Below are 12,829 nucleotides of genomic sequence, written 5' to 3' on the forward strand. Positions count from 1 at the left end.
ATCGGCTGCATGTCCTTCACCCCGTCGAACCGGTCAGATGCCTCGAGTGCCGATGCCAGGCACTCGAGGAGCTTGGTATTTTCTTCCAGGAGCAAGGGGGTGTCGTTCGGTATAGGGCCGCTAAGCAGTTCGCGAGGCGGCCTCATGGGGTGTCACCCAGCGTGATGATACGCCCACCCGCCGCCCTGGCATCGGCCTCGTCGTGGGTGACCATAAGCGTGGGCAGTCGGTAGTGACGCACGCGTTCGAAGACCCAGTGACGAATCTCGTCGCGACGTTCGGCGTCCAGCTTGGAAAAAGGCTCGTCGAGCAGGATAGCGCGCGGCTGTGACAGCAATACCCGCAATAGGGCAACCCGTGCCTTTTGGCCGCCGGAGAGCGTTGCGGGGTCGCGCTTGGCGAATGCCTCCAGTCCGACCGATGTCAGCGCCTCATGAATTCGCTCGCGGCGTTGTCGTCGGCTGCCTTCGCGTACCATGCCGAAGGCGAGGTTGCCCTCGACGTCGAGATGCGGGAAAAGCAGCGGATCCTGGAACAACAGCCCGACGTGACGCTGCTCCGCAGGCAAGGTATCGAGGCGTGTCTCGCCGAGCAGAATGCGCCCTCGGGGCGTGAAGGCGGGGCTCAAGAAACCTGCTATGAAGGCCAGCAAGGTGGACTTGCCGACGCCGGAGGGACCCATGACGGTGACCACGTCTCCAGGCGCGACCGTGGTATCCAGGCTCAGCAAGGGGCGTTGGTCCTGTTCAATGACAATGTCGTCGAGAATCAATGACGCCATGGTGTTGCTCCTTCCTTCAATCAGCACGTGGCAGCAACCCTTGCCGCCGTCGAAACAGGTATCGCGGCACGAGCATCGCCAGCAGGAACCCCAGTGCTGGCAACAGCAATTGCGCCAGGGCGAAGATGGCGGTGAGTCGCCGGTCGCCGCCACTGGCCAGGCTGACCGCTTCGGTCGTCACCGTCGCCACGCGCCCGGCGCCCATCAGCACGGTAGGTAGATACTGGCCGATACTCACCGCGAATCCCACCGCCGCCGCTGTCAGGATCGGCGCCAACAGCAGCGGTAGACGCACGCGCAGGAAAACCCGCCATGGCCCGGCGCCGAGGCTACGCGCCTGCTGGCTCCAGCGCGGGTCCAGGCGCCGATAGCTTTCTGCCAGCGACAGAAAGACATAAGGCAATACGAACACCGCATGGCCCGCGATGACCGCCGCCATGCCCGGGCGGATGCCGAATTGCGCTTGCATCATGACCAGGCCGAACAGGAACGCCACTGGCGGCACCAGCAGCGGTAGGTACAGAACCACTTGCGCCCAGGGCCGTAGCGGTCGCTGCTTCAGGGTTTCCGCTTCCAGCGAACCCAGTACCAGCACCACCGACAGCAGAGTGGCGGCAAACGCGACACTCAGCGATTGCCACACTGGGGCGACCAGATCGTCCGCCGCCGCCTGCCAATTGTGTGCGGTCGGCGGCCACGGCAGAAAATGGGGAAATGGCCAGTAGCCCGCCACCGACCACAATGCTAGCCCGGCCAGTCCTGCCACCATCAAGCCCAATACCAGACGCATCGCCGTCAGCGCCATGCCGCCTAGCCACCGCTCGCCACATTGACGACGCCCATCTCGCCACCAACTCTGGCTCACGAGCGCCACCAGCCGCTCCAGCAACCACCAGGTCAACAACGCCGCCAGGGTTAGCAGCATTTGCAACATTGCCCCTGCCGAGGCCATGAAGCGCATCGATAGCGAGGGATCATTGAGCCAACCGACTACCGAGACTGCCAGCGTGGACGGTGTCGAAGGTCCCAGGATCATGGCGACATCCACCGTCGAGGTAGCGAAGGCAATCACCGCGTAGATGGGCAAACGCAGCAAGGGATAGAGCCCGGGCATAACCACCTTGAGAAATGCCGTCAAGGGACGATAACCCAGGCTTCGGGCCACTTTCAGGCGCTCGTGAGCCTGGCACTGCACTAACGCCGCCAGGCTCATCAGCAGCAAGAAGGGCACTTCCTTGATGACCAGACCCAAAATCAGCGATAGCCCCCAAGGGTCGCCGGGAAATGCAAAATCCGGTGGATATTGCCAACCGGTTGCCCACGGTGAGAGGCCTCGCGCCACCCATCCCGATGGTGTCAGCAGAAATGCCAGGCCAATCGCCGCCGCTGCGTGGGGCACCGCTAACAGCGGCGATAACCAGCGCTGTATGCGTCGATACAGGGCGGTATGCAGGAAGCTTCCCAAGAAGAGCACCACGAGACCTAGCGAGAGTGCCGCGCTGGCCAAGCCGGTGACGAAGCTGAGTCGCGCCATGTCGGCAAGGCCCGGCACCTCGAGAAGCTGTCGCCAGGGCGCCAATGTCAGGCTATCGCCGCCCAGTACGGGCAAGTAACCGAAGGCGGGTGCCATGGCACCCAGCACGCCGCTGACCACGGGTAGGCTGAGCAACGCGATGGTCAGCCAGGGCAACACGCCGATAGTAAACCGATAACTCGTCGCTCGACTCATTGGGCGCCGTAACGCTGCCGCCAAGCCTGCTCTAGCGGTTCAATCCAGGAAGGATGGGGTTCGCGCAATGTTTCACCCAGCGACTGCGGCGGCAGGCTGTCGGCCGTCTGCCCATCGCGTTCAAATGCCCCCTGCTGTGACGCACTCAGTTGCGACATGTCCAGTACTGTGGCATCGCCCCACATCGAGAGGTCCTGCTTGCGGGCCTGGGCCTCGGGCGACAGCAGGAAGTTGGCGACCGTCAACGCGCCGGCCTTGTGTTGGGCATTGTAGGGAATGGCGACGAAATGCACGTTACCTAGTGTACCGTTGTCGAGTATATAGCTGCGCGTAGTCGGCGGCAGTTGATGATCGAGCACAGCGGCGGCCGGTGCCGAGGGCGTGAATGTGAATGCCAGGCTTAACGCGCCGTCACCCATGAGCTGGCGCATTTGCGGCCCCCCTGCGGGAAAGTTCTTGCCCTCGCGCCATAGATAAGGGTGCAAGCGATCCAGGTACTCCCACAGCGGCGCGGTGACGGCCTCGAAATCCGCCTCGTCGACGGGTTCATAGAGTGCCTCGGGCTTCTCGGTCAATGCCAGCAGCGCCTGCTTGAGAAAAGTCGTACCCAAAAAGGCCGGGGGTTGGGGATAGGTGAAGCGACCTGGATGTGCCTTGGCCCAGTCGAGCAGTGCGGGCATGCTGCGCGGCGGCTCATCGACACGCGCGCTGTCGTAATAGAAGGTGATCTGCGCGCGGCCCCAGGGAGATTCATAGCCATTGACCGGTAGCGTGAAGTCCTCGCGCACCTCGGGATGCTGCTTGGGTGCGGTCAGTGAGAAATTGGGCAGTTGTTCGGCCCAGGGGCCATAGAGCAACTCATTGCCTTTCATTGCAGCGAAATTCTCGCCGTTGAGCCAGATCAAATCGACCGCGCCTTGAGCCTCGTTGCCGGCCGCTTTCTCTGCCACGACGCGGGTCACGGCCTCGGCGGTATCGCCTACTTTGACATGCTCCAGATCGATGCCGTAGCGCTGCTCGACCCGGTCGGCCACCCAATCGATATAGGCATTGGTACGCGGGTCACCGCCCCAAGCGTTCCAGTACACGGTCTGCCCCCGGGCAGCCTGGGTCACCGATTCCCAGTCGGACAACTCGTAGGCGTGACCCAGCGTCGGCAAGAGTGCCAGCGCCGCTACCAGCCAGCGTCGAATATCTCTCATGCGATGTGCGCTCCCTTCCCTTTGCGTTCCCGTGCCTTGGTCGCCACGTGGTGGTGTTCCTTACATGGTGCTCTTACGAATGGGTGTTCATGACACGCCATGGAAGTGGCATCCACGATCCGGCAATCGGTTTTACGCCAGCTTTTACGTCTGTGCCAGCTCGCGGGAAAGCCGATGATTGTCGTCGCTGACCCGTTTGATGACGGATTCAGAAAGATAGTGTCGAGCTCGGTCTTCTACATGTGCAATCAACCGGTCCTCGCTCAAGGCAGCGGACCAGTCCTCGCCTTGTGCCAGTGAATCCCGTTCTTGGTGGTGAAGTGTCAGCCACTTGGCGCACCAGGTGGTCGACCATAGCCACATGGCGCGCCGCGTGGCCACCAGGGCCTCGATGTCCATCGCGTCATCGCTGGTAGCGCGTGCCGCCCACCAGTGGCGATAGAAGTCCACTACGCTTGCGGTATCCAGCACGGCGTGACTCGCCGGGTCCCAGGTCGTGGACGTATACAGCGACGCATGGGCTAGATCCAGTCCAGGGTGGCCGTAACGGCACTTCTCCAGGTCGACCAGTACCGCCTGCCCTTCGGGCGTGATAAGGAAATTGCCCGGATGCGTATCGAAGCTGATCAGACAGCGCTGGGCATCGATACGCTCGGCCAATTCACGATCATCGTGGAAGAGTGTCAGTTCGGTGTCGAGCCGCCGCCTTGTCGCCTCATCAATCGGCGCGTCATCAAGATAGGCGGCCTGGGCCAGCACCTCGTCGCGCATAGCCGTCCAGGGCGAACGCGGGCTGGCCAAGGGTGGACGCGCATCGACCGGGGGCAAGGCTATCTCATGAAGGTTTGCTAGTGCCTCACCGATTGCCGGCACGTCGTCGGGCAACTTTGCCGGCCGTCCCTCGATGGCGCTGACCAGCAAGCCGCCTCGGGGAAAGTCGGCACTGATCGGCAGGATACCGTGAAGGTCCGGGGTATGGCCGCTTTGTGCGGCGCGTCGAAAGCAGTTCGCTTGATAGTCTAGATTGGTTTCCGGATCGAGCTGCATCTGGCTCTGCTTGGGAAGTCTTGCTATCCAATCGGGGCCCGTGTCGCGAGAGATCCATACATGATCATGCGCCAGGCCGGTGTCCGGAAGCGCAGTTAGATGAACAACATCGTCGTTGATGTCGGTCAAAGCCCTGTGCAATCGAGACAGGCGTTCGGTGGAGAACAAGGATGAGGGCGTAAAATCGACCACGAAACACTCCTGGGAGGTGATTGAGCTACTGCTGCTATTCGACATGGATATTCGACATAGAGCCAAAATGGTTGATACATCCTATGAGTCGCAGAAATGGTTAATACCTTTCTGGTTTCTTGCAGTATCCATGCCGCGCCATGCTCGAAAGCGACTGTAACGATGAGCCGGCGTTGCCGCTAGCCTGGCTTGCGACTGGCGAGTACACGCTGACGATGTCACGCTGATGAGTATTCATCCATCAGCTGACAAAACGGACAACTGACATGTCGCATTCCCATCGCAGCACGTCGCGACCGGTCCGCAAGCGTCGCCTCGGCGTGGTGCTGAGTGTGCTCGCGGTGCTGGTGCTGCTCTTTCTGGTCGCCTGGTTGTGGGCGTTGCCGGCATATATCGACAAGCGCCTCACCCAGACGCTGGCCGAGCGTAGCGGTCGCCAGGTGACCATCGAGAACGTCACCCTCACCCCGTGGCGCCACCAGGTGACTCTCGATGGGGTACGTATTGCTGGTCAGGCCGATACGCCGGTTTTCTCGAGCCAGCGGGTAGTGGCGACCCTCGACTGGCACTCGCTGTTCGCATCGGGCTGGCGCTTCGAGCGGATCGATCTCAACGCGGCGCGGTTGCAATTGATCTGGCGCTCGAGTGGTGAATGGAACTTGGTTCAACTGTTCGGTGGCGATGGCGGCAGCGGTGGTGAGACGATGCCGCTGCGCATCGACCAACTCAACGCCAGCGACGCCCGGCTCGACTGGATCAACCGACGCCCCGACGAGCCGCTGACGCTGAGTCTGGAAGACCTCGATCTCAAGCTCCACGGCTATGACAACACTTCCCAGAGCCCCTTCGACTTGAACGGTCAGGCGGACTGGAATGGCGGCACGCTTGATGCCGAGGGCGAGATGGGCTTTTCGCCATGGACGGTGGATATCGATCTCGACGTAGACCAGGTGCCGCTGACCACGCTGTCGGGCTATCTGGCGCACGTTATTCGCGCCGAGCCAACGGCGGGGTCGCTGGGCGCGCAGATTCGCGTACGGGCGGGGCAGGCCAGTGAAGATGAAGGCGGGATGCGCGTCAACGGTCAGGGTGCGATCGAAGGGCTCGAGATGCGTGACCCTGAGAAGGACCAGTCCATTGCCCGTGTCGAACGCTTCGCCGTGGAGGGGCTGACGTTTGCCAGCGCGCAGCCTGAACTAAGTGCCGAGCGGGTGTCGCTTGCGGCACCCTGGATCGATGTGACGATTGATGAACAACTCGGTACCAATCTCACCGCCTGGCGCCCGCCGTCATCGAGCGGTGATTCTGATGAGGGTGGTTCTGAAGATAGTGGTTCCGAAGATGGTGGATCCGAAGACGGAGGCATGCACTACGCACTCGATACCCTGGCCATCGAGCGTGGTGAGGTGGCCTTCAGCGATCGTCACCTGCCGCGCCCGTTCGAGCTCGAGTTCTCGGCGCTGAATGGCGAGTGGCGACAGCTCAATTCGGACCAGACGGGCGATGGTGAGTTATCGCTCGAGGGGCAGGTGGCCGATGGCTCTCCGCTGCGCATCGAGGGCGATTTCGATCCGCTCGGCGACGCTCTGAACGGTAACCTGAACTTGCACTTCGAGCGCCTCGATCTCGAGACCTTAGATCCTTATCTGCGCGAGTTCGGTGGCTACGCTGTCGAGCGTGGCCAGGCGACGCTGGATCTTGACTACCGGCTCGAGCAGGGCAGTCTAGACTCTCAGAATCATCTCGTCTTGCATCGCCTCGAGCTAGGCGAGGAGGTCGACGCCTCGGCTACCGACCTACCGCTCAAGACGCTGGTCGGTGTCTTGAAGAGCGACGACGGCGTCATAGAGCTCGACATTCCAATGAGCTTACCGCTTGATGACCCTGGATCGGTGGATTTTGGCAGTGTTGTCGGTCAGGCGATCCGCGAGGCGCTCGAGAACCTGGTGTCATCGCCACTGGAAACCCTCTCCGAGGTGGTCGGCGACGGTGATGACAGTCACTCGGACGATGCCGAGTCGGCTGCCGATGGCGAGAGCAATGAGGGCAGCGAAGGTGACAAAGACGGCGAGGACGCCCCAGCGATCTACGAACGTGCCCGCACTCGCCAGTGAGCGTGTCGGCCGCTTGCCTGGGCTCGATGCCGGTGGTCCGCGTCGGCGTCGAGGAATTCAAGGTAAATATGATCGGTAACGTTCGTGCTTCGGTTCGCTTGACAGTCTGGTAGCCCCTTTCTAGCTTGAAGAAACGCCTAATACGTTTAATGAATATTTAAATGTATGAAATTAAAGGATTTTTTCTTCGTGCAGGCGCCTGAGCGGTGAGTGACAGCCGGATGGGGGCTGCAGACACGGAGTCAGCTAGTGACAAGGAGTCACCATGAAAGCATTGACTTGGCACGGCACTCACGACGTTCGCGTCGACAATGTCGATGATCCCACGATACAAGAGCCGCGCGACGCGATCATCAAGATCACCGCAACCGCGATCTGCGGTTCCGACCTGCACCTCTACAATGGCCTGATGGCGGGTATGAAGGAAGGGGACATCATCGGTCATGAGTTCATGGGCGAGGTCGTGGAAGCCGGCTCGGCGGTGAACAACCTGAAAAAAGGCGATCGTGTGGTGGTGCCTTTCACTATCGCCTGTGGCAGTTGCTTCTTCTGCAACAAGCACCTTTACTCGCTATGCGATGAGTCCAACCCCAACGCTGAGATGGCCGCCAGTGCCATGGGCCACTCGCCGTCCGCGCTGTTCGGCTATTCGCACATGCTCGGCGGCATCCCCGGTGGTCAGGCCGAATACGTGCGCGTGCCTTACGCGGACGTCGGCCCGATCAAGGTCGAATCCGATCTGCGCGATGATCAACTGCTGTTCCTCTCGGACATCTATCCGACGGGTTATCAAGCGGTCGACAACTGCGACATGGAAGCCGGCGATACTGTAGCCATCTGGGGCTGCGGTCCGGTCGGCCAGTTTGCCATCCGCAGCGCCTGGATGCGCGGCGCGGGACGGGTGATCGCCATCGATCGCGTGCCGGAACGTCTGAAGCTGGCCAGCGAAAAAGCCGGCGCCGAGGTTATCGATTTCGAGAAGGACGACGTCTACAGCAAGCTACTCGAGATGACCGGCGGTCGTGGCCCGGATTGCGGTATCGATTGTGTCGGTGCCGAAGCTCACGGGCAGGGTGACCCCGAGGCCGCGCGCCGTAGCGCGGATTCAGGCGAGGCAAACCACCCCAACGCGTTCAACGAGATGACCATGTCGGTGCGTAAGGGCGGCCGGCTGTCGCTGCCGGGCGTGTATACCGACAAGGTTGACGGCGTCGCGCTGCACGCGTTGATGAACAAGTCGTTATCGGTCAAGAGCGGGCAAACCCACATGCAGCGGTATCTCAAACCCCTGTTGAGAACGGTAGAGCAGGGCCTGATCGATCCGTCGTTCATCATCACTCATCGCTATTCATTATCTCAGGCGCCTGAAGCCTACGCCAACTTCAACGCCAAGCAGGATGGTTGCATCAAGGTAGTAATGACGCCGTAAATCGACTGCCTAGGTCAATGCAAAAGACCTCGCCGCATGCGTGCGGCGAGGCCTTTTTCGTGATGGATCCAAGGCTTCATGAGCACTCAGTGTGGCGGGTAGCGCTTCAGCGGATCCTGCCGGAAGTAGCGTCCCAGCAGTGCGTGGAGCTCGGGGTAGGCGCTGTTGAGGACGTCGGGGGCAGTGAAGAATGCTTCGCAGCAGACCGCAAAGCATTCGCCGGGATGCGTGGCGGCGTAGTCGTCGATGGGTGTGGCCTCGCCGCGTTCGAGATGCGCCTGGAGGTCGTTCCATACATCCGTGAATACACGGTGCCAGTCGCGCGGGTCGATATCGCGCGGCAGGGGCGGAAAGCCGTCGGCGTCCAGCGAGTTGCCCATGTCCAGCTTATGGGCGAATTCGTGAATGACGACATTGAAGCCGCCCCAGCCGCCACTTTCCTGAATATCCGACAGGGCGAGGACGATGGGGCCCTGGTGCCAGGTCTCGCCGACGCGCTCGTCTTCATATTCGTGGACTACGCCAGCCTCGTCCATCTCCTCGACCTTGCGGCGGAAGGCCTCCGGCAGCACGAGAATCTCATGGACGTTGGCGAAGGCCTCGCGGGCGTCGCTCTCCGACCAGTAGAGCGTCATCAGGCAGGCTTGGGCGACCAGCGCCAGCCGCGCGGGCAGGTCGAACAATTCATCGTCGAAGAGCGAAAGCCGCTTGCGGCGTAGAAACGCCCAGGCGCGCTCTCCGAGGCGCCGGGCGTCGTCCTCGGGGAGCGCCATCAATAACGGCACTCGCGCCTTGCCTTCGTCCCAGGCTTCGGCGGGGAAGGGATGGCGCTCGCTGCGCCAGGCATTCCACCATTTCATCGTCGAGCTCCTCTCCGCCGTTGCCCGCGTCTCCAGCGACTCAGGTATCTTCCTGGCGCGAGCCAGATGGCCGGCCCCCCGACTTCCATGACCAGTCGCGCCAGCGCAGGTCGAACAGATCCTGACGCCGGTCCTTCAAGTTGGTCACCGATCCCTCGTTGCGCACCACCGTGAGACGCGTCAGGTCGAGATCCGAGAACATGATCATCTCGGTATTGGGGGTGGTTTCGGCCAGCACCGCATCGTGGGGGAAGGCGAAGTCCGAGGGGGAGAACACCGAGGACTGCGCGTACTGAATCTCCATGTTCTCGATCGACGGCACGTTGCCGACGCTGCCGCACAATACCACGTAGCATTCGTTTTCGATGGCGCGTGCCTGAGAGCAGTGACGCACGCGCAGATAGCCGTTCTTGGTGTCGGTCCAGAACGGCACGAAGAGGATATCCATGCTCTGATCGGCGAGTAGCCGCGAAAGCTCCGGAAACTCGACGTCGTAGCAAATCAGGATGCCGATTCGACCGGCATCGGTGTCGAAGACGCGCAAGTCGTCGCCGCCCTCGATGATCCAGTCGCGGCGCTCCTGGGGGGTGATGTGCAGTTTGGCCTGTGCCTCGATCTCGCCGTCGCGATGGAAGAGATAGGCGATGTTATAGAGGTGCCCATCGTCGTGCTCCTCGATCATCGAACCGGCGATGATGTTGATGTTGTAGGACACTGCCATGCGTGACAGCTCGGTCTTGAAGTGTTCGGTGAAGCTGGCCAGAAAACGGATGGCCGCGATTTGATCCTGCTGGGCGGCACGATCCTGCAGGCCCATCAGCGGCGCATTGAAGAGCTCCGGGAAGACCGCGAAGTCGCTCTGGTAATCCGACAACGCATCGACGAAGTACTCGGCCTGTTGCAGTACCGCCTCCACCGAGGAGAACTCGCGCATCTGCCATTGCACCGCGCCCACTCGCACCTGGGTCTTGCGGGTATCGAGCACCGACTCGGCGGGCTCGAAGAGAATGTTGTTCCACTCCAGCAGGGTCGCGTAGCCCTGGGACTTTTCGTCCTCGGGCAGGTACTTGCGCAACAGCCGCTTGACCTGGAAATCGTTGGCCAGTTGGAAGGACAAGATGGGGTCGTGGATCTCCTTGCGCGAGACCTGATCCAGGTACTCGGCCGGCGACATTTCGCTGGCGTGCTGGTGATAGTTGGGAATTCGGCCGCCGGCGAGAATGGCCCGCATATTCAGTGATTTACACAGATCCTTGCGGGCTTCGTAGAGGCGTCGGCCGAGCCGGTAACCGCGATAAGCCGGATCGATCAGCACATCCAGGCCATACATGGCGTCGCCTTTGGGAGCGTTGAGAATGATCTCCCGCTGATCCATCAGATCGTCATAGCGATGCGGGTTGGAAAATTCCTCGTAGTCGACGCGCGCGGTCAGAGCCACGCCGACCAGCGTCTCATCGTCCTCGATGACGATCTGGCCGTCGGGGAACTCGCTGATCAGTCGCTCGATGGTGCGCTTGGGCCAGGCGCCGCCGATGTCGTGATAGACCCGGTCCATCAGCGTCTTGAGCTGTGGGTAGTCCTCGGGCGTCAGATTGCGAAGATTCAGGTGAAGGTCTTCGAGGGACATGTGGGTGTCCTGCGTTGCGAATACGGAATTGGGCGCTAGTGTATCACGCTGAGGCACGCGTCCCGGCGAGCACTGTGGATGTGAGGGCGCTCGGTGGCCAGCCTTCGCGAGCCACCGAGATGAGCAGGGATATCAGCCGGGGCGTGCCATCTTGAAGTTCTGCTCGGCGCTGACTTCGAAGTAATCGGCGGGGCCGCCGCCGCGCAGGATGGGACGCGCCTCGGCGGTCTGATAGACGCCGTCATGTAGCAGTGACTGGTCGATGTGCACACCGACAACCTCGCCCATCACCAGCCAGGTTTCGAGCGACTCGCCAGCGGCGGAGTGGAGCTGAATCAGCTGACTCAGCCGACACTCGAAGGCGACGCGCGCTTCGGCGACGTGTTGTACGTCAACGACCTGGGAAGTGCGCGGCGTGAGGCCGGCCAACGCGAATTCATCCACCTCGGGCGCGACGGCCGCGCAGCTTGCATTCATCTGTTCGGCGAGCGGGCGGGTCGCCAAGTGCCAGCAAAACTCGCCTGTGGCAGCGATGTTACGCACGCTGTCCTTGTAGCCGATGCTGGAGAACCCGACGATCGGCGGCGTGTAATTGAAGGCGTTAAAGAAGCTGTAAGGTGCCAGGTTCAGGTGGCCGTCGCGATCCTGGGAGGAAACCCAGCCGATCGGGCGTGGCCCGACGATGGCATTGAACGGGTCGTGGGGCAAGCCGTGGCCCTGGTGCGGCTCGTAGAAGTGGAATCCATCACGCATGGTGCTTCCCTATGTCGTTTCCTGAATGAATGCGTGGATGGTAGCCAGAGACGCGTGTCAGTGATAGAGCAGGGGCAGGATGGGAAGATGAAAAGATGGAAGTAAAAGTCAGGCGTATTTATCCGCACTGCTTGTCCCCAGCCCCTTCGTCAGAAACAAACCCTCACAGAACAGCGGTGTCGCTGGGGTACGTTTCACTTTTATCCATGTTAAATTAGGTCCCCTCCACATAAGCGTGGCACGCGTCTGGCAAGCGACGATCGTTTGAGTGCGTTCGTGCCATGCATGACCTTCAGGGACGATGCCATGTCAGAGGCGCTTTTCGACACCTTCGATATCGACCTGTTGCCGTCGCAGCGGCTGCTAACACTGGACATCGCCGGGGCATCGCTGCTGCCGCATCGGCTGGTCGGCGAGGAGCGCGTCAGTGAACCCTTCAGCTATACTCTCGACTGCATCTCCCAGCAGAATGATCTCGAACTCAAGACGCTGATGGCGCAGCCGGCGAGGCTGTCGATTCTGCAGGCCGATGGCGGTTATCGCCAGTTGCATGGCCTGGTTGCCGAGGCGGCGCTGCTGGGCGAAGACGGCGGCGTCACCTACTACCAGCTCACCCTGGTGCCGTGGCTGGCGATGCTGAAGCTTGGCCGCGACAGCCGCATCTTCCAGGATCGCTCGGTGGTCGACGTGCTCACCCAGGTGTTCGAGGGCCATGCCCTGGCCCAGGGCTGCTACCGCTTCGACCTGCGCCGCGACTATCCCGCGCGCAGCTACTGCGTGCAGTACCGCGAGAGCGACTTCAACTTCATCAGTCGCCTGCTGGAAGAAGAAGGTCTGTGGTACTACTTCGAATACGCCGGCAACGATGACGGCAATGATGACGACGACGACAACAGCGGCAAGGTGGCGTCCGGCAACGGGGCGAGCGCTAACGATGGCCAATCCTTCGATGGCCACCGCCTGGTCATTACCGACGACGTCGACACCTGCCAACCGGTCTCGCCACAGACAATCCGCTTCCACCGTCAGGCGGCCACCGAGAATGAGGACGCCCTCAACCAGTGGGGTGGCGTGCGTACTCAGCAGCCCACCCGT

The 12,829-nt window shown here is 61.5% G+C and carries 10 protein-coding genes; 3 read left to right on the plus strand and 7 right to left on the minus strand.

Translation table 11 applies throughout. The features are described from left to right. Nucleotides 1-142 precede the first annotated feature (142 nt). From L1071_RS14950 to L1071_RS14965, 4 genes are all read right to left on the minus strand, one after another. A complete protein-coding gene (locus tag L1071_RS14950) occupies nt 143-781 on the minus strand; it encodes an ATP-binding cassette domain-containing protein (protein WP_246976480.1) in 639 nt (212 codons plus the stop codon). A gap of 16 nt (nt 782-797) precedes the next feature. Next, nucleotides 798-2,510 (minus strand): ABC transporter permease, encoded by a 1,713-nt coding sequence (locus L1071_RS14955; protein WP_246976483.1) that lies wholly within the window; start codon nt 2,508-2,510, stop codon nt 798-800. After that, nucleotides 2,507-3,712 (minus strand): ABC transporter substrate-binding protein, encoded by a 1,206-nt coding sequence (locus L1071_RS14960; RefSeq protein WP_246976486.1) that lies wholly within the window; start codon nt 3,710-3,712, stop codon nt 2,507-2,509. Before L1071_RS14960 ends, L1071_RS14955 begins: the two co-directional genes overlap by 4 nt. A gap of 144 nt (nt 3,713-3,856) precedes the next feature. Continuing rightward, nucleotides 3,857-4,951 carry a phosphotransferase gene (locus tag L1071_RS14965; protein WP_246976488.1) on the minus strand — a complete coding sequence of 365 codons (1,095 nt, stop codon included), beginning with the start codon at nt 4,949-4,951 and terminating at the stop codon, nt 3,857-3,859. 266 nt (nt 4,952-5,217) lie between these two features. Here L1071_RS14965 and L1071_RS14970 point away from each other — a divergent pair, with 266 nt between their 5' ends. Then, nucleotides 5,218-7,065, plus strand: coding sequence for a DUF748 domain-containing protein (locus L1071_RS14970; protein ID WP_246976490.1), 1,848 nt, complete (start codon nt 5,218-5,220; stop codon nt 7,063-7,065). A gap of 265 nt (nt 7,066-7,330) precedes the next feature. Next, nucleotides 7,331-8,494 carry a zinc-dependent alcohol dehydrogenase gene (locus L1071_RS14975; RefSeq protein WP_246976493.1) on the plus strand — a complete coding sequence of 388 codons (1,164 nt, stop codon included), beginning with the start codon at nt 7,331-7,333 and terminating at the stop codon, nt 8,492-8,494. 86 nt (nt 8,495-8,580) lie between these two features. On the opposite strand, the gene L1071_RS14980 is transcribed toward L1071_RS14975, so the two are convergent. The 3 genes from L1071_RS14980 to L1071_RS14990 form a co-directional block, all read right to left on the minus strand. Beyond that, nucleotides 8,581-9,354, minus strand: a complete 774-nt coding sequence (locus L1071_RS14980; protein ID WP_246976496.1) for a M90 family metallopeptidase — start codon at nt 9,352-9,354, stop codon at nt 8,581-8,583. Nucleotides 9,355-9,394: 40 nt separating this feature from the next. After that, on the minus strand, nt 9,395-10,981 hold the full coding sequence (locus L1071_RS14985; protein WP_246976499.1) for a carbon-nitrogen hydrolase family protein: 1,587 nt from the start codon (nt 10,979-10,981) through the stop codon (nt 9,395-9,397). A gap of 132 nt (nt 10,982-11,113) precedes the next feature. After that, a complete protein-coding gene (locus L1071_RS14990) occupies nt 11,114-11,734 on the minus strand; it encodes a flavin reductase family protein (protein ID WP_246976502.1) in 621 nt (206 codons plus the stop codon). A gap of 306 nt (nt 11,735-12,040) precedes the next feature. Here L1071_RS14990 and L1071_RS14995 point away from each other — a divergent pair. Next, nucleotides 12,041-12,829 (plus strand): type VI secretion system Vgr family protein (locus L1071_RS14995; protein ID WP_246976505.1); only part of this gene is annotated, 789 nt, incomplete at its 3' end.

It is taken from the genome of Chromohalobacter sarecensis, assembly GCF_023061135.1.
Taxonomy (GTDB): Bacteria; Pseudomonadota; Gammaproteobacteria; order Pseudomonadales; family Halomonadaceae; genus Chromohalobacter; species Chromohalobacter sarecensis.